Origin of the sequence: Streptococcus sp. NLN64 (assembly GCF_015831295.1) — a bacterium.
GTDB lineage: Bacteria > Bacillota > Bacilli > Lactobacillales > Streptococcaceae > Streptococcus.
On the sequence record NZ_JADXDQ010000022.1, the window covers coordinates 1 to 18,728 of the forward strand.

The 18,728-nt window shown below is 39.0% G+C and carries 15 protein-coding genes and 1 pseudogene; 8 read left to right on the top strand and 8 right to left on the bottom strand.

Features of this window, described 5'->3' with window-relative positions; all coding sequences use genetic code 11:
* Positions 1-78: 78 nt before the first annotated feature.
* From I2503_RS04680 to guaA, 4 genes and pseudogenes are all read right to left on the bottom strand, one after another.
* Entirely contained in the window at positions 79-330 is a 252-nt protein-coding gene (locus tag I2503_RS04680) for a GrpB family protein (RefSeq protein ID WP_196967196.1), read from the bottom strand.
* 240 nt (positions 331-570) lie between these two features.
* Positions 571-966 (bottom strand): annotated as a pseudogene (locus tag I2503_RS04685) (HAD family hydrolase); the annotation flags it as partial.
* A gap of 89 nt (positions 967-1,055) precedes the next feature.
* On the bottom strand, positions 1,056-1,190 hold the full coding sequence (locus tag I2503_RS09775; protein WP_282097725.1) for a hypothetical protein: 135 nt from the start codon (positions 1,188-1,190) through the stop codon (positions 1,056-1,058).
* Between the two features lie 271 nt (positions 1,191-1,461).
* Entirely contained in the window at positions 1,462-3,027 is a 1,566-nt protein-coding gene (guaA, locus tag I2503_RS04690; protein ID WP_196091538.1) for a glutamine-hydrolyzing GMP synthase, read from the bottom strand.
* Between the two features lie 135 nt (positions 3,028-3,162).
* On the opposite strand from guaA, the gene I2503_RS04695 reads away from it, so the two are divergent.
* From I2503_RS04695 to xerS, 8 genes are all read left to right on the top strand, one after another.
* Positions 3,163-3,858 carry a GntR family transcriptional regulator gene (locus tag I2503_RS04695; RefSeq protein WP_196967198.1) on the top strand — a complete coding sequence of 232 codons (696 nt, stop codon included), beginning with the start codon at positions 3,163-3,165 and terminating at the stop codon, positions 3,856-3,858.
* Between the two features lie 323 nt (positions 3,859-4,181).
* Positions 4,182-4,514, top strand: coding sequence for a putative DNA-binding protein (locus I2503_RS04700; protein WP_196091536.1), 333 nt, complete (start codon positions 4,182-4,184; stop codon positions 4,512-4,514).
* 9 nt (positions 4,515-4,523) lie between these two features.
* Complete coding sequence (ffh, locus tag I2503_RS04705) at positions 4,524-6,098, top strand: signal recognition particle protein (protein WP_196967199.1); 1,575 nt, start codon at positions 4,524-4,526, stop codon at positions 6,096-6,098.
* 13 nt (positions 6,099-6,111) lie between these two features.
* Complete coding sequence (locus tag I2503_RS04710; protein ID WP_196967200.1) at positions 6,112-6,807, top strand: LemA family protein; 696 nt, start codon at positions 6,112-6,114, stop codon at positions 6,805-6,807.
* A 218-nt stretch (positions 6,808-7,025) separates the two neighbouring features.
* On the top strand, positions 7,026-8,828 hold the full coding sequence (locus I2503_RS04715) for a hypothetical protein (RefSeq protein WP_196967201.1): 1,803 nt from the start codon (positions 7,026-7,028) through the stop codon (positions 8,826-8,828).
* An 11-nt stretch (positions 8,829-8,839) separates the two neighbouring features.
* The gene (gene ldcB, locus I2503_RS04720) at positions 8,840-9,580 is read left to right on the top strand and encodes an LD-carboxypeptidase LdcB/DacB (RefSeq protein WP_196967202.1); all 741 of its coding nucleotides are present in this window, start codon (positions 8,840-8,842) and stop codon (positions 9,578-9,580) included.
* A 268-nt stretch (positions 9,581-9,848) separates the two neighbouring features.
* Positions 9,849-13,172: an N-6 DNA methylase gene (locus I2503_RS04725; RefSeq protein WP_196967203.1), complete on the top strand. Its 3,324-nt coding sequence runs from the start codon at positions 9,849-9,851 to the stop codon at positions 13,170-13,172.
* Positions 13,173-13,517: 345 nt separating this feature from the next.
* On the top strand, positions 13,518-14,588 hold the full coding sequence (gene xerS / locus I2503_RS04730) for a tyrosine recombinase XerS (protein WP_196967204.1): 1,071 nt from the start codon (positions 13,518-13,520) through the stop codon (positions 14,586-14,588).
* A gap of 15 nt (positions 14,589-14,603) precedes the next feature.
* Here the strand turns inward: xerS and I2503_RS04735 are convergent, their stop codons facing one another.
* The 4 genes from I2503_RS04735 to I2503_RS04750 form a co-directional block, all read right to left on the bottom strand.
* Positions 14,604-14,903, bottom strand: coding sequence for a bacteriocin immunity protein (locus tag I2503_RS04735; RefSeq protein WP_196967205.1), 300 nt, complete (start codon positions 14,901-14,903; stop codon positions 14,604-14,606).
* Between the two features lie 64 nt (positions 14,904-14,967).
* Positions 14,968-15,957, bottom strand: coding sequence for a lipoate--protein ligase (locus I2503_RS04740; RefSeq protein WP_196967206.1), 990 nt, complete (start codon positions 15,955-15,957; stop codon positions 14,968-14,970).
* Positions 15,958-15,965: 8 nt separating this feature from the next.
* Entirely contained in the window at positions 15,966-17,666 is a 1,701-nt protein-coding gene (gene lpdA, locus I2503_RS04745; RefSeq protein ID WP_196967207.1) for a dihydrolipoyl dehydrogenase, read from the bottom strand.
* Between the two features lie 12 nt (positions 17,667-17,678).
* Entirely contained in the window at positions 17,679-18,722 is a 1,044-nt protein-coding gene (locus I2503_RS04750; RefSeq protein WP_196967208.1) for a dihydrolipoamide acetyltransferase, read from the bottom strand.
* Between the last annotated feature and the right edge of the window lie 6 nt (positions 18,723-18,728).

Here is an 18,728-nt window from a genome sequence, read left to right on the forward strand (position 1 = left end):
TAAAGGGGAAATCCTTTTTTGTCTAGTCGAATGTTTCACCCAATGGGTGAAAAGCAGAACCTTCCAGAAACCCTGTGATCAATACGGTTTCTGGAAGGTTTTTAAGTTAGGTATGAATAATTGGGGTTTATCTAACATGGATTCATCACTAATAATAATATCAATATCAATAATAGGTTTTGCGGCTAACCCTTTTACAGATGAGCTACCAACATGTTCAATTCCAAGAATCAGATCGGCCAGAAGAGTAGAAAGCTCGTCTGTTATTTGATGAAAGGCCAATTTCCAAATTGGATCATAGGGAACAACAATAACATTTTTTGTTTTCAATTTAAATACCTCCATGAATCATATGTAATACTTAATGAATATCAATTTTATACTCATTTAGTCTCAAGGTTAGAATACTCATAATGGTTTGAAATCTGAGGAGTCAAGTTCACCAGAGAGGTTTAACAATGATTAGATTGAACTATATAGAGAATTAAAATCCGATTAGTCTCGCCTAAATTGAAATAGTCTGGTATTTTCTGTATAGTTAAGCACCTTCTGTGCAATAAATGTGGTTGATTAGGAGAGCAAAGTCAATAACGCACTTAGATTGTTGATGGTGGAGCTGGGATATGCCTCGATTTTATTTGGCTCGACAGAACTACTGGGGCCTTGTTTAATCCAAACCGTTTTCATACCGATTTTATTAGCTGGAACTATATCATTATCAATTCTGTCTCCAATCATGATGGCTGATTCAGGTTTACAATTCGCTCGATTAAGTGCAATCTGGAATATTCTCAGATTAGGTTTGGAGATACCTTTCTCAGCAGAGGCGATGACGAGGTCAAAGTATTGTCGGATACCAAAAGCTGCCAATCTTTTTTCCGTCCCAAAATCCTGGTTTGCAATTATACCAAGTTTGTATTTTTGATAGAGTTTTGGCAATATTTCTTTTACATCTGGGTATAAGACTTCTAAGTCGTGCCGTCAAGCAGGAATTTTCACCTTGTAATCTTCAGCAACCGATACAATCGGCTTCTGATTAATTTTTGCGCGTTCTTTCACCTTTGTGACAAATTCATTTTATCAATCTTATTATCCTGTATTATCTTTTCAATTCTATTTTCATAAACTGCAGTTTCATCAAAAAGTGTAGAACCAATATCAAAGAAAATCCATTTGATTTCTGAATTCATACAATATCTCCAATTCTTTCGAATACCAATTCCCCTTTAAATAGTATCATACATAATTAGCATAGAAGCACTAAATTTTGAGTTTTATGAAATAGTAGAAGAGAGAGCGATATAAAAAATCAGCCCTCGTTTTGCGAGGACTGATCAGCGGATAGTGAGATAGAGGGTGAAACTTAGCCTCCATTAAAAATAACTCGAGATTGATTTATCGCAAGGGTTAACGTCGCTTTTTAATTTCAAGGCGACGGGTAAACATGTCCTCAGGACATGTTTACTCCCACTCAACTGTTGCTGGTGGTTTGCTGGTGATGTCGTAGACGATGCGGTTGACGTGGTCGACTTCGTTTACGATGCGGACAGAGATTTTCTTCAGAACATCCCATGGGAGTTGGGCGAAGTCGGCTGTCATTCCATCGATAGAAGTGATGGCACGGATAGCAAGGGTGTAGTCATAGGTGCGGCCGTCTCCCATAACTCCGACGGAGCGGACGCCTGTGTTAACGGTGAAGTATTGCCATACGTCACGGTCTAGGCCAGCTTTTTGAATTTCTTCGCGGAGAATAGCGTCGGATTCACGGACGGTTTTGAGTTTTTCTTCGGTGATTTCCCCCATCACACGGATGGCAAGTCCTGGTCCTGGGAATGGTTGGCGCCATACGACTTCGTCTGGCATACCAAGTTCTGTTCCAAGGGCACGTACTTCGTCTTTAAAGAGGGTGTTGAGAGGTTCAATCAATTCAAATTGGAGGTCTTCTGGTAGACCACCTACGTTATGGTGCGATTTGATGGTTTGTGCGGTATCAGTTCCAGACTCGATAATGTCTGTGTAGAGGGTACCTTGGGCCAAGAAATCGACACCGTCCAATTTACGAGCCTCATCATCGAAGACATAAACAAATTCGTTTCCGATGATTTTCCGTTTTTGTTCTGGATCCGAAACTCCTGCAAGTTTTGAAAGGAACCGTTCAGAAGCGTCAGCTTTTACGATGTTAAGGCCGAATTTGCCTCCAAGCATATCCATAACTTGATCAGCTTCGCCTTTCCGTAGCAAGCCATGATCTACAAAGATACAGATGAGTTGGTCTCCAATCGCTTTTTGAAGAAGGACACCGACAACGGAGGAATCAACTCCACCTGACAAACCAAGGAGGACTTTGCGATCTCCAACGGTTTCACGGATTTTTTTGATTTCCATGTCGATAAAGTTATTCATGGTCCAATCGCCTTTAGCACCACAGATATTGAACACAAAGTTTTTCAAAAGGTCAAATCCATAAACAGAATGACGAACTTCTGGGTGGAATTGAATACCATAAAGATTTTTATCTGCATTTTCGATAGCCGCGAAAGGACAGTCAGCAGAAGTACCGGTGCGAACAAAGTTCTCAGGAATTTCGGTTACCGCATCTCCGTGACTCATTAAAACCAATTGTTCTTCTGGAGTTCCAGCAAAGAGGAGGCTGTCAGGAGTGTGGGTCAAGTTGGATTGACCGTATTCACGATTTCCGGCTTCACCAGCAGGGACAACTTTTCCTCCCAATTTATGGGTCATGAGCTGCATTCCGTAACAAATTCCAAGTACAGGGATTCCCAACTCAAAGATTTCCGGATCAATATCGAAGGATCCTTCTTCATAAACAGAGTTTGGACCACCTGAAAGAATGATTCCAACTGGATTCATCTCTTTCACTTCTTGGGCGCTGAGTTTATGGCTCTTTAATTCAGAAAATACACCCATTTCACGTACACGACGAGAAATCAATTGGTTGTATTGGCTACCATAATCCAGAACGATAATTTTTTCGACATCTTTCATGTCAGGAGTGATTGTAGTCATCTAATCCCTTTCCTCATTTTAGATTTTTTATAGTTCCCATTGTATCACAGACCTAGCTCCTTGCCAAGGAAGCTACATTGAGTTGACTTTTCCTTTTAGGGTCACTAAAATAGTAAGAAAGAAGGGGGAGGAGCTATGCGTCCAGCCTATTTAGAAATACACGATGATATTAAATCAGCTATTGATCAAGGGCAGTGGAAGATTGGTCAGCGTTTGCCAAGCGAACGCGATTTAGCGGAACACTATCAGGTCAGTCGGATGACCCTGCGTCAGGCCATTACACTATTAGTGGAAGAAGGGGTCTTAGAACGCCGCGTTGGGAGCGGTACATTTATTGCTTCAACCCGTGTTCAAGAAAAAATGAGGGGGACGACCTCTTTTACAGAAATAATTCAGTCGCAAGGAAAAGAGCCATCCAGTCATCTTATCTCCTATCGGCGAACCCTGCCAAGCCAGCAAGAAGTGGACCGCTTGGGGATTGCCAGAGAAGAGAATATCATTCGTATGGAACGGGTTCGGTATGCAGATGATGTCCCCGTCGTTTATGAGATTGCCTCCATCCCAGAAAAATTTATTAAAGATTTACCCAAAGAGCAGGTAACCAGTCATTTTTTCAAAAGCTTGGAGGAAAAGGGGTATCGAATTGGCAAATCAAGTCAAACTATCAGTGCCAAACTGGTAGGGGATCGCATTGCCCATTATCTGGATATTCCACGAGGTCAAGCTGTATTAGCGCTCACTCAATTATCCTACCTGGAAGACGGACAAGCCTTTGAGTACGTAAAAAGCCAATATGCAGCAGATCGTTTCGAATTTTATTTTGAAAATTAGAAGGAGTGGGTGGAGAACAGATCCTGTGGCGTTGAGATTCAATCATAATTTATTTCTGTATGATCTGTTTTTCAAGCTAAGGAAGAAAAGGCAAAAACAATCTTCCTAGGGTTGAAGAGAGATTTTTCAGGAGTGCATAAGTTAGCAACCTTACCTGAAGCAAAAAGAGAACAAATTGAATGGCATTGATCCCTCCCTTTCGGAGGGACTTTTTGTTGCGATGAAGACTCAATTTTTGTGGATAGAATCAGAGTTTTTTTCTTTAGCAAGATGTGTGTAAATATTGTATCCAATTGCGATTTTTTTGTTACAATAGGAGTGTTATGGAAATTGAAAAAACCAATCGCATGAACGCTTTGTTTGAATTTTATGCTGCTTTATTAACGGATAAGCAAATGAACTATATAGAGCTTTATTATGCGGACGATTATTCTTTGGCGGAAATTGCGGAGGAGTACCAGGTCAGTCGTCAAGCTGTCTACGATAATATTAAGAGAACGGAACGAATTTTGGAAGATTATGAACGTAAGCTCCATATGTATTCTGATTATATTGTTCGTAGTCAAGTTTTTGAAGAAATCCTTGAAAGCTATCCCCAAGATAAGTATTTAAAAGAAAAAATTGACTTGCTAACTAGCATTGATAATCGAGAGTGAGGATGAAATATGTTTGAAAGTTTAACAGAACGCTTGCAATCTGTTTTTAAAGATCTTCGTAAAAAAGGCAAAATTGACGAAAAAGATATTCAAGAGGCAACCAAAGAGATTCGGATGGCCTTGCTGGAGGCTGACGTAGCTCTTCCTGTTGTGAAGGATTTTATCAAGCAAATTCGAGAACGTGCCTTGGGACAAGAGGTTATCGACACCTTGAATCCAGCCCAACAGGTTATTAAAATTGTCAATGAAGAATTGACTGACTTGCTTGGTTCTGATCGTTCGGAGATTGAAAAATCACCTAAGATCCCAACCATCATCATGATGGCCGGTCTCCAAGGGGCGGGGAAAACAACCTTCGCTGGAAAATTGGCCAACAAACTCAAAAAAGAAGAAAATGCTCGTCCCTTATTGATTGCGGCGGATATTTACCGCCCAGCGGCTATCGACCAGTTAAAAACCCTCGGCCAGCAAATCGATGTACCCGTTTTTGCGATGGGAACTGAAGTCCCAGCGCTTGAGATTGTGAAAGCTGGTTTGGAACAAGCCCGTGAAAACAAAAATGACTATGTCTTGATTGATACGGCTGGACGTTTGCAGATTGATCAAGTCCTTATGCAAGAGTTGAAGGACATTAAGGATTTTGCCCAACCAAACGAAATTCTTTTGGTCGTCGATGCTATGATTGGTCAGGAAGCTGCCAATATTGCGCGTGAATTTAATGAACAATTAGAGGTTACGGGTGTTATCTTAACCAAGATGGATGGAGATACCCGAGGGGGAGCTGCTCTATCTGTTCGTCACATCACTGGAAAACCCATTAAATTTACCGGTACAGGTGAAAAGATTACGGACATTGAAGCCTTTTATCCAGACCGTATGGCCAGCCGTATTCTTGGAATGGGGGACCTTCTAACGCTGATTGAGAAAGCCTCTCAAGAGTATGACCAACAAAAGAGCTTGGAAATCGCTGAGAAAATGCGGGAAAATACCTTTGACTTCAACGATTTCCTTGATCAGTTGGATCAGGTTCAAAGCATGGGACCAATGGAAGATCTCTTAAAAATGATTCCTGGTATGGCTAGCAACCCAGCTTTAAAAAATCTCAAGGTTGATGAAAAAGAAGTTGCTCGCCGTAAGGCTATTATCTACTCCATGACCCCCGCTGAACGGGAGAACCCAGATCTCCTCACCCCAGCTCGCCGTCGTCGTATTGCTGCTGGATCAGGCAACAGTTTTGTGGAAGTAAATAAATTCATCAAGGACTTTAACCAAGCCAAACAAATGATGCAAGGGGTTATGTCTGGGGATATGAATAAGATGATGAAACAAATGGGATTAAATCCTAACCAACTTCCTAAGAACATGCCAAATATGCCAAACATGGGGGATATGGATATGTCTGCTTTGGAAGGAATGATGGGAGCAAATGGCATGCCAGACCTATCAGCCCTTGGTGGGGATATGGATATGAGCCAGCTCTTTGGAGGAGGTCTTAAAGGGAAACTTGGCCAATTTGCCACTAAACAAGCCATGAACCGTATGAATAAGCAACTGAAAAAAGCTAGAAAAAAACGGAAAAAGTGATTGAAGGAGTGCTATGAAACAAAAATCAATTTTTGTCACCCTGCTTAGTCTACTCGGCTTTACAATCCTTTCGACTCTATTGTGGGTATTCATATTTGCTCTGACAATTACTCCTCAAGAAGTGGAGACTGTTGTTGAACCCTTCCCAGGCGCTAGTTTTGTACTCGGAACGCTGACAACCTTGTTGATCTATAGTTTCCTAACAATTAGCGAGGCCAACCGTCTCTCAGAAAGCTGTTCTCAATTAGCAAGTAATATCCGTATTACCGAGGAACGAAATCGTCAACTCTTATCCAAAGCCAATCGCTTTGTAGACAAACATCAGGAACGTGAAAAAGAGAACTTAAAAGAATTAACTCAGGGAGTTCTTGTTTCAGAGCAATCAACTGTTGTTAAAGAACGGATGAAGTCTAGCTTGACGGAAAAACACCGCTCATCCAAAGTTGAAACCTCGCGCGAGTTCGCCCAGATTTTAGATGAGATCCCTGATTTAAATATGCCACAAGCAGTTTCAAGACTCTTTGATGAACTATTCAGGAGTGAGGAAGAGCTAGCAAACTATCAAAGAGCTTACAACGAGTTTGTAGCTCGCTATAATACAAAAATCAAAGCATTTCCTATAAATTTTTTAAAAAAATGGTATCGACCCAAAGAGTACTATGTGGTTGATGTCGAAGACGAATTCCCAGACGAGTTACTGGGACTTTAAAAATATGAATTGACCTGACCCAACAAATCGTTAATGGCTTGCTGGGTCATTTAGTGTATATGTAGATGTTAAGTTACATCTAGGGCTAATATTTGATTCTCAGGATAAATTTTATTAAATAAATTTATGTTAAAAATTAATCAATAAAATATTGACAGGAAACTGGCTTTCTACTAAACTTATAATAGGAAAAAGAATAAAGTTAGGTGTTAAAGATTATGGAAAAGAAGGATCAATGGCTAGAGCAGTTTGAAACACGTGAGGGAAGAAAACCGAGTCCACAAGAGTTTGTTACAGCAAAGGAAGCGGGCTTCCCTTTGGAAGGGGAAGCATCAGAAGAAGATTTAGCCCACCAATGGGCTGCCGCTTTCGAATCTGAACAGAAACGCAAGCCTAGCCCTGCCGAATATATGGAAGCTAAGAAGACTGGTTTCCAAAACTCTACACGATCAGCTTCAACAAAAATGCAGGAGATTCCATCTGAAGAAACCGAGGAACCTTCACAAGCTAACCTTGGGAATCAGGACCCAAAAACACTTTGGGTTCAAGCTTATGAAGCAGCTCACGGTCGTCGCCCTGGGCCTCAGGAATTTGCCCTTGCTAAGGAAACAGGGTTTGACGTAGATTATTTACCTGATTTAACATCGGTTGAATCAGTTGCTGAATCCGTTGTTGTAGCACCTGCACAAGTGTTTGAAATGCCAGCCCCAACCCCTACTAAGAAAGAAAAGAAATTCAAACTTAGTCGGAAACAGGTATTGACAGGTACTGCCATTGGTCTAGTTCTTATCGCTCTTGGCGGTGGGTATTACTATTTTGACAAGGAATCTGGTACGGATTTGGCCGTTGATCAATTTTCCAAACAAATTGAAAATAGCAAATTCCAACAACTTGCTGAATCGTTCAGTGAGTCTGATTCGAAAAAAGTGATCTGGTCCGCAGAAGATGCTAAGAATTTTGTTCAGTATTTGAATGAAGATGGAAAGCTTGAAAGTGAATTGTCAAAGTTAGAAGCTGATCCTTCTTACATTATCGAAGATCAAAATGGGAATCAGTTACTCGGTCTTGAGGAAACGGAGAAAAAACTTGGTATCTTCCCTGTTTATAAGGTTAAAAGCTTCCCACTGACAATTACGGCTAAAACAAATTTAGATTCGTTGACCTTGAATGAACAGAAGGTGGAAAAAGATAAGGAATTAGATTTGGGAGAATTCTCCTTTGCCCCTCATTCCTTTGTGGCTAAAGGAAAAACAGATGCTGGCGACTTGAATACAGATATTACAGCTGAACTCTTTGAAGCCAAAGAGAATCAGATTACCCTATCCATTTCTAATGTAGATAAGAATCTTCAAGCTTCACTCCCTAGCGATGTTCAAGGGGCAAGTGATATTAAATTATACGTCAATAATAAAGAAGTCGCGACTGAGTTAACAAAGAAACTTAAATTGATTGAAAACCAATCTATTGAGGTTCATGCTCAGTTTAAATTTGAAGATAATACCTATACGACTGAAAAAAGTAAAATTTTTGTAAAGCCAGGTCAAGAAAATCTTACAGCTGACCTTCAGCTTTCTTCGGATATTCAGCAAAAAATGACGGATGCTAAAAAAGCCAAAGAAGAGAAAGCGAAGCAGGAAGAAGAAGCCAAACGGAAATTGGAAGAAGATAAAGCAGCTATCAGTAGCTTTATGACCTCTTATATCAATGCCATGCGTGACTCTATCCGTAATCGGTCAGTTGGTTTCACGGACTATTATGACACCAATAGTGAGGCCTACAAAGTAATGTATGATTACGTAGCAAACGGTGGTGTTGCGAGAGCGAATGTTGATTATCAAACAACAATAGAGTATAACGTTACGGATGTTGCCAAAGAAGGAAATGATTATAAAGTTACAGTCCGCAATAGCTTTAAAGAAGTTTATACAAACGGTAAATCCGATATCGTTAATAAAAATCAAGTCTTTATGCTTCGCCCAGAAAATGGAAGCTTCAAAATTTACTCTATCAGTGAGTATTAAGAAAGGAACCTATGAAATCAAAAAAATGGTTAGGTTTGATTCTTACAACCCTAGCTTTAGCAGCTTGTGGCCAAGAATCAGCAACTACTCAAGAAAATAAGGGAAATACTGAATCAAATCAGACACTCAAAAACAATTCAAATGAAAGTTCATCATCCAAGTCTAATACTCAACAAAAAGAAGCTAAGATGGACAGCAAAGCTACTTATAATGGCGATTACTATAGTGTCAAAGGTTCTGATGGACAAGAAATCATTATTGTTAATAAGAAACACCCCTTAAATGCAAACTATGCACCAGGAGAAGACCCTCAAGCTCAGTCAGCCTTTATGCAACTGATTGCAGATATGCAAGAAAAAGGGTTTGCTGTCAGCAATCAGTATAGTGGTTATCGTTCCTATGAAACACAGGTTGGATTATACCAATCCTATGTTGATCGAGATGGTCAAGTCAATGCCGATCGTTACTCAGCAAGAGCTGGTTACAGTGAGCACCAAACTGGTCTTGCCTATGACTTAATCGATAGCTCAGGAAATCTTTTGACAGATAAAGAAGCCAGCAAATGGTTAAGAGACCATGCAGCAGATTATGGCTTTATTGTTCGTTACACCGAGGATAAAGAAGATATTATGGGTTACACAGCAGAAAGCTGGCACGTACGTTATATTGGTTCAGAAGCGAAAGATATTGCCAAATCAGGTTTGACTCTAGAAGAATATTTTGGAGTACCTGGTGGAGATTACGAAGACTAGTAGTTGTTGACATAAAAAAGACTTGATTAAGGAGAATAGTATGGTACAATCCATTAGCACAGCACAGCACAGCACAGCACAGCACAGCACAGCACAGCACAGCACAGCACAGCACAGCACAGCACAGCACAGCACAGCACAGCACAGCACAGCACAGCACAGCACAGCACAGCACAGCACAGCATGTAATCAGTAATGTTTTTTTTCATTTTCTAAAAATTAATAAAGTGACTTTTTTATTGTTTAAAAATCAGGAAGTAGGTGTCAAATGATTGTTGCTACACCAGAGTCGATTTTTAAACAGTTTTCTAGCAGAGTACTGTCTAATGAAGATGACGTAAAAATCTATACATATTCAGATATTATTCTTCCCATACAACAGATTTATGCTCCGAATACCTCCTTTCACTCAGAGTATAACTTTGCCAAGGGTGGGCGTGCTGATGGAACAATAGCTAATTTAGTTATAGAATATAAGAAAAAAGGACACTTTTCTAGAGACATTGGAGTAAATGAGGCACTTTATGGAAGAAAAACAAAAACTAATGATAGCGGGTTGTATCAATATATAATTAATAAGATTAATGGAGATGAAATTGATGATTCTATATTAGACACTTTTGGTATTGGTTTTGACGGAAATTCATGGATAATTGCTCGTTTTGCAAAGTCGTCAAAAGTTTCTCCGTTGGATATCACAAGAACTCGTTTCGAGGAGATTTATAATTCTAAAAGAATGGATTCATTTTATCAATTTAAATATAAAAAATTTCCGTTTAAAGAAGGCGTAGAAGAAATTATAACCTTATTTAAATCTACTGCAAAAATTAAATTAACTAAAGAAACGTTATCACAAGTGATTAATCCTAAATCTAAAATGATATCAGATGGGATTGTCCAATTATATGATATTATCAAATCTGAAATTGAGACCGAGTCAAATACAAATCAACCTAGGAGGACTACAACTTTATATAAAGAATGGGATAGAACATTTGGTTCTATGTTTGGCAATGAAAGTCAAGAGACAGAATTTAATGCTACATCATCTGCTATTAAAGAACTTTATGGCGTAGGTAGTGATAAAAACATTGATTCAAAAATATTTTTATTTGCCACACAAACTTACTTCAATATCACCCTTAAAATACTTATTGATTCTTTTATAAAAAATATAATTGATCCGGCGACTATTTTAGATTTTAAACTGTCTTGGAGTGAGATAATTGAATTATTTGAGGGGAGAGAAACCGAAAATTCTTTAATTATTTCCAATTTTTTTGAGATACATTATTATGAGTGGTTTACTTACCTTGCAAGCGAAAGTCATCAAAGTATTGTCACTAATATTATCAAAAATGTATTCAATCTTATTCAAAAATTTGACTTGGCAACATACAAACTACGTCCTGAGGAAGTTCAAGATGTCTTACAAGAAATATACATGACTTTAATTCCTGAACAAATTAGGCATTTATTGGGGGAATATTTTTCTCCAGACTGGATTGTTGAGCACTCTCTTGATAGGGTTGGTTATTTTGGAGATATAGATAAAAAAATCATAGATCCTACATGTGGATCTGGTGCATTTGTTATTCAAGCTTTAAAACGCGTTCTAAATACTAGGAATAATTCTATAACATATGAAGAAGCAGAAAAAGTAACAAAAAACATCGTTGGATTTGATTTAAATCCTATTTCCGCTGTTTCAGCAAAAGCCAATTATATCTTAACTCTGCTTTCATTATTTGAGATGCCATTACATCAAATAACTAAACCACTCTCTATTCCAGTTTATATTGCTGATTCTGTATTATCTCCTATTGTTTACTCCGAAGAAAGTGAAGAAACGTTTGTTGCTAGGACATCAGTGGGAGAATTTGTAATTCCAAAATTTGAAACTTTTTCGCAAGCAAGTAAATTTTTAGATGAATTAAGTGTTTCAATAGATAATACAAGAGGATTCTATTCATTTGAAAAATTGGTTTTGAAGAATCTTTCCTTGTCTCAAAAACAAATTGAATCCATAAAAAAAATGTATGAAATGATGACGTGTTTACATCGAACTGCTCAAGATTCTTTCTGGGGAAGAATCTTGAAAAACAGTTTTGCCCCTGTAATGCTTAAACAAAAATTTGATTTTGTCGTCGGTAATCCACCTTGGATTGCTTGGAAATCAATGAGTAAAGTCTACAGAGAAGGAACTCTTGATGTTTGGAAAAGTTATGACATTTTTGAAAAAAATGCTTATGACAAAAAAACAACGCACGATGATTTTGGAATGGCTGTCACCTATGTTGCTTTAGATCAATATTTGAAAACGGATGGTAAATTATACTTCTTATTACCTTGGACTTTCATCAAATCTACGAAAGGTGGAGAAGGATTCCGAAAATTTGAAATTACAAGAAATGGGCAAAAAATTCCTATCAAAGTTGAGTTGGTTGATGATTATAATGACATTAAGATTTTTAAACCAAAACATACTGTCAGAACAATAGGTATGCTTCTAAAAAAGGGGGCACAAACTTCTTATCCTATGTACAACTGGTATGAGTGGAGTTATAAGGAAAAAAGAAATTTTCAGGCACATTATACATGGCAACAAGTTCAGGATTATATTGTTAGCAAACGTCTATCTGCTAGACCAATAGATTCTTCTAACAGACAATCATCGTGGTTGACTTTGACCAATGACGAATTATCTTTATCAAATAATATTCTTTTAAATGGCAAAGAACCTTCATACAGAGGGAGAAAAGGGATTGAGCCAGCTGGAGCAAAAGGTGTTTACATACTAAAAAAACCTAAATTAGATATCGATAATAACTTACGCATAATAAATGATATGTCGAGACAAAGAAGAGAAGATCTCAAGTCTAAAGGAGAGCAGGAAGGAATTATTGAAAACACTTTTATTTATCCAATGATTGGAGGGAGAAATATTCAGAGATGGAAAGTAGTCTCTAATGAATTTATGATTGTTCCACATAAACCAGATACACCATATGGCTTACCAGAAGATATATTAGCTGATGAAGCACCTTTAACCTACCAATGGTTAGAGTATTATAAAACTGGCCTTCTTGCTAGTAGAATTCAAAGTGGCAAATTCTTTAATCCAGAAACCCAACCATGGTATCGTTTAGATAATGTGGGCGATTATACATTTTCTTCTTATAAAGTAATTTGGAAGGAGCAAAGTAGAAGTTTTTCTGCGGTTGCGTTAGGAAGTTATAGTACACTTCCTAACGCTGAATTAAATATTTTTCAAGATCAAGATAAGCCTGTTGTTGTAGATTCGAAAGTTTTAATGTTAGCAACTTCAAGTATGCAAGAAGCATATTATGTTAGCGGAATCTTAAATTCATTAAGTATAAGAAATATCATCGATGCTTATGCAGTTGGTTTAAATAGAGGTTTAGATGTACTGAAAAATATTGATGTTCAGAAATTCGATGTCACAAATTCAATACATTTACAAATAGCTAGTTGCTCAGAAAACATTCATGCCCTAGCAAAGAATGGAGCTAATTATGATTTACAAGAGAGGGAATTAGATAAACTAGTTCAGGAAATTTACGGTAAGTAAGAATTGAATTTATGAAAAAGCTGGAAACCCCAGCTTTTTTTGAATAGCTTGTAGTTAACATAAATAAATTTCATCAAAAAACAGTTCGTTTCAAAACCATAAAGTTTTTCGTCCAAGTTATTCTTTGTTTTAAGCTGCAAATACCGGCGGCGAGAGAGTCAGTAATCTTACTTAGTATTGGTAAACGTTAAAAAAGACAGTCTAAGGAGTTTTTAGAAGTAATGGTAAGTTAGACATTAAAAATCCATCAAGATATCCTCTATAACATCTTTCCGAAAAACTGTAATTTTCTTGAAAAACGTTTTTGTATTTGGTACACTACTATTAGAGAATTTGGAGGTACTTATGCGTCGTGAATTATTGCTAGAAAAGATTGAAGTTTTAAAGCAGGTTATGCCTTGGTATGTATTGGAATACTACCAATCCAAGTTAACTGTGCCTTATAGTTTTCCGACCTTATACGAATACCTGAAAGAATACCAAAGATTTTTTAACTGGTTGATGGACACAGATCTGGTTCAAGTTTCTGAAATCAAAGAGATTCCCATTGAAACACTGGAGCATTTATCTAAGAAAGATATTGAGTCTTTTATCTTATACCTGCGTGAACGTCCCTTGTTGAATGCAAATTCGACTAAGACTGGATTATCACAGACAACCATTAACCGGACTCTTTCGGCTCTCTCTAGTCTCTTTAAATTTTTGACCGAGGAGGTTGAAAATGAACAGGGAGAACCTTATTTTTACCGCAATGTTATGAAGAAGGTTTCGACGAAAAAGAAAAAGGAGACTTTGGCTGCAAGGGCGGAGACGATCAAGCAAAAGCTCTTTTTAGGAGATGAAACTGAGGGATTTTTACGCCACATTGAGGATGATTATCCCAAACAGCTTTCCAAACGTGCCCTCAGTTCCTATGAGAAAAACAAGGAACGAGATTTAGCATTGATTGCACTTCTGCTGGCTTCAGGGATTCGCTTATCAGAAGCTGTCAACCTCGATGTTAGGGACTTGAATACACAACTGATGATTGCGGAGGTCACGCGTAAGGGAGGTCGTCGGGATGCGGTGCCCATCGCCGGATTTGCTAAACCCTATATCCTCCAATATATCGAAATCCGCGACAAACGCTACAAGCCTGAGAAACAAAACCTTGCTTTGTTTTTGAGTGAATATAGAGGCAGAGCGAATCGAATGGATGCTTCTAGCATTGAAAAAATGGTTGCAAAGTACTCGGAATCTTTCAAAATCCGTGTAACACCCCATAAACTACGCCACACACTTGCAACCCGTCTGTATGATGCGACCAAATCACAAGTCTTGGTCAGTCATCAATTGGGACATGCTAGTACACAGGTCACGGACCTTTATACCCATATTGTCGACGAGGAACAAAAGAATGCCCTAGATCAACTCTAGGGCAATTCTCTTATCCTATTTTAAGCCATGGAGACTCATAGCCAACATATTTAAGGTGGAGATTTTACCACGTTCCCGATGATATTCTTTGGCGATATTTGTAGCAAATTCTATCACATTTTTGGGAGCTTTATATTGATGCATCATTAGATAGAGGGATAAGTTTTGGCTTAACTGACCAATTGCTTGAGCTTCATCGTTTTCAATAGCTTTTTTGGCTTTTGAAAAAACCTGCTGCAATTCCGTATTTTCTGCAACCTCATTACTGACTAAGATGCTATCAATCTCTTTTAATCGTTCTAATTTTTCTTCCATTTCTTAATTTTAAATGATGGTTGAACGCTAGATTTTTTCTAGCGTTCAATCATTAAACATCAAGTTATTCGACAATGGCCTCAGCAATTTCTTGTGCTGAAATTCCTGCGAAGTAGCGTGACAAATCCAGTTCAGTCAGTTTTTGCTCAACAGCTTCTCGTTCATAGGCGAGACCTATCAAAGCTTCTTCTACTGCAGCTACATCCTCAATACCAAAGAAATCTCCATAAATTTTGATAGAGCCAATATGTGATTCAACTACATTGATATAAGCATCTACCAAACCACTTGGGAATTTAATGGAACGACGGATATTATACTCTGGGGATTTTCCGTAGTTCCAATCCCAGTTACCAAATTTTGTATCTCGAATGTGGCGAATTTCTTCTAATTCGCTATCGGAAAACGTATATTCAACCATTTCAGGATACTCTTTTTTCATATAGTCTAATAAGAGATCTCGGAATTCAAGGACAGAAATTTTATCTTCCAATTCGTCAACAATATTCGTAACGCGAGCACGTACGGATTTTACACCTTTGGATTCAATTTTATGTTTAGAAACCTGAAGTGCCTTCGCTAAGACAGATAAGTCTACATCAAAGAGAAGAGCTCCATGGTGCATAATTCGACCATTGATATAGGCTTGGGCATTTCCCCCGAATTTTTTTCCATCAATTTCTAAATCGTTGCGACCTGTAAACTCTGCTTTGACTCCTAGTGCGGCCAAAGTATTGATAACAGGAATAGAGAAACTCTTAAAATCAAAAAGTTTATCTTGATTTTCGTTGGAGATGATGGTGTAGTTGAGGTTGTTGTAGTCGTGGTATACGGCACCACCACCACTGATACGTCGAACGACCTCAATATCATTTTCTCGAACATAGTCGCGGTTGATTTCTTCAATGGTATTCTGGTGGCGTCCTACGATAATAGAAGGTTTGTTAATCCATAGAATGAAAATCATGTCTTCATCAAGCATATGCTTAAAGGCATATTCTTCCAGTGCAATATTAAAAGCTGTGTCATTACTTTCATTAACAATATATTTCATGAAGTCTCCTATTTCTTGGGTGCATGTACAGCTAGATTGAGAACATCTGCAAAGGCTTCATACATGACTTCTGAGTAAGTTGGGTGACCATGAATCGTTTTAAGTACTTCTTCAACCGTGATTTCCATTTCGATGATGGTTGAAGCTTCGTTGATCAACTCTGCAGCGGCAGGTCCGATAATATGGACACCGAGAACTTCACCATACTTCTTATCTGCGATGACTTTAACAAATCCTTGAGCAGCATCGGAAGCGATAGCACGTCCGTTGGCAGCGAAATTGAATTTACCAATTGCAACGTCATACTGTTCACGTGCCTGTTCTTCTGTTAATCCAACAGCTGCTACTTCTGGTAAGGTGTAAATAGCAGCAGGAGTTAGGTTGAGTTTAGCTACGGCATGGTTGCCTTTCAAAGCATTTTCAGCTGCTACTTCTCCCATTCGGAAGGCTGCATGGGCCAACATTTTGGTTCCATTGATGTCCCCTGGAGCATAAATACCTGGAACAGATGTTTCCATATATTCATTGACCTTGATACGGCCATTTTCAAGTTCGAAGTCTACTTCACCCATACCTTCTAAATCTGGAACACGTCCGATTGAAAGCAGGGCCTTATCAGCTAGGATGTCCTCTTGACCTGAAACTTTAATGCGGAGCTTGCCATTTTCTTCGATGATTTCTTCTAGCTTCGTTTCAGTATGAATGGTCATGCCTTTACGTTCGAGAATGAGGCGAAGGTTCTTAGAAACTTCTTTATCCATAGCAGGAACGATGCGGTCTGTCATTTCAATAACCGTTATTTTTGAACCGTAGGTCATGAATGCTTGTCCTAACTCGATTCCGACAACTCCACCACCAATGACAACCAAGTGTTCTGGAACTTCCTTGAGGTTAAGGATATCATCACTTGTCATAACCAAGTCAGATTCCATGCCTGGGATGTTGATCTTGCTGACTTTGGAGCCTCCGGCGAGGATGATTTTCTTGGTTTCGAGGAGGGTACTACCATCCACAAGGACATTCTTATCTTTGGTAATGGTTCCAACACCCATGTGGACGTCAATACCGTAAGAGCGCATTAGACCACTAACTCCACCAACTAAAGTCGCTACGACCTTATCTTTGGTCGCCACAACCTTGTCCATATCGACGGTAAAGCTTGGGTTTTCAACCAAGATGCCGCGATCAGCTGCATGACCGAGACTTTCGATGATTTCAGCATTGTGGAGGTAGGTTTTCGTTGGGATACAGCCACGGTTTAGACAGGTGCCACCAAGGGCTGTTTTTTCCACAATAGCCACTTTACCACCAAGTTGAGAAGCCTTAATCGCTGCAACATAACCAGCTGGACCACCACCGATGACAACGACATCATAGGCATCTTCACTCTTACCAGAGTCATCTTGAGCAAGTGGGGTAATTGGACTTTCAGCAACTGGAGCTTCTGCAGAAGCTGTTGGGATATTTTCGCCTTCAGCACCAAGATAACCGATAATTTCTGTAACTGGAACCGTTTCTCCATCCCCTTTGAGAATAGCAATAAGGTAGCCATCTTCCTCAGCTTCCAATTCCATGCTGACTTTGTCTGTCATGATTTCGAGGAGAACTTCTCCTTCTTTAACAAATTCTCCTACTTTTTTATTCCATTGGACGATCTGACCTTCTGTCATATCGACACCGGCTTTAGGCATAATTACTTCTAAGGCCATTCTTTACTCCTTTTAAATTAACATTGAAATAGGATTTTCTATAAGATCTTTCAAATCCTTCATAAATTTAGCACCTGCCATCCCGTCGACAACGCGGTGATCAATTGTGAGACCAAGGCTCATCATTGGGCGGATGACAATTTCACCATTTAAAGCCACTGGTTTCTCAATTGTTGCACTGACACCAAGAATGGCTGAATTGGGCTGGTTGATGATAGGACCAAATGATTGTACCCCAAACATTCCCAGATTGCTGATGGTAAAGGTTGAGTTCTGCAATTCACTAGGGGCTAATTTCATATCGAGTGCCCGACCAATAACATCTTTAAAGGCTACAACAAGTTGGGATAGAGACATTTTTTCCGCATTGAAGACAACCGGTGTCAAAAGTCCGCCATCCATTCCAACAGCCATAGCTAGATTTACATAGTCATGTGTAATGATGGTTTGTCCATCTTCCGTTAAACTCGAATTGAGATAGGGGTGTTTCATCAAGGTCTTGATAACAGCAAGGGAAATTAAATCCGTTACCGTTACTTTTTTACCAGTTTCTTCCATGATAGGATCCAGTACCTTTTTCCGTAAGGCCAGCATTTCCGTCATATCAACTTCATAGTTGAGGGTAAAGGTTGGTGCTGTTAGGTAGGAATCTACCATGCGTTGGGCAATGACCTTCCGCATTGGCGACATTGGAATGCGTTCGATGGTTCCCCATTCTGTTTGCGTATCTGGAACTTCTTCGACTTTTTCAATTTGAGCAGGAGACTTGGTTGTTCCTGCCTCGAGGTTTTCTGGTAGAAGGGCTAACACATCTTTTTTCATGATTTTACCGTTAACACCTGTACCTTGAATTTCTTGCCAAGCAATATTATGCTCGAGGGCAATCCGTTTCGCTAGAGGTGAGATCCGAACAACATGTGTATCCTTATGTAGGGCCACATCTTCTTCGTGGACTCGTCCTTTGGCTCCCGTTCCAGCAACATCGTAGAGATTAATCCCTAGTTGGTCTGCCAATTTACGAGCTGCAGGAGTTGCTCTTAGTTTTTCGTCAGACATTGCTTC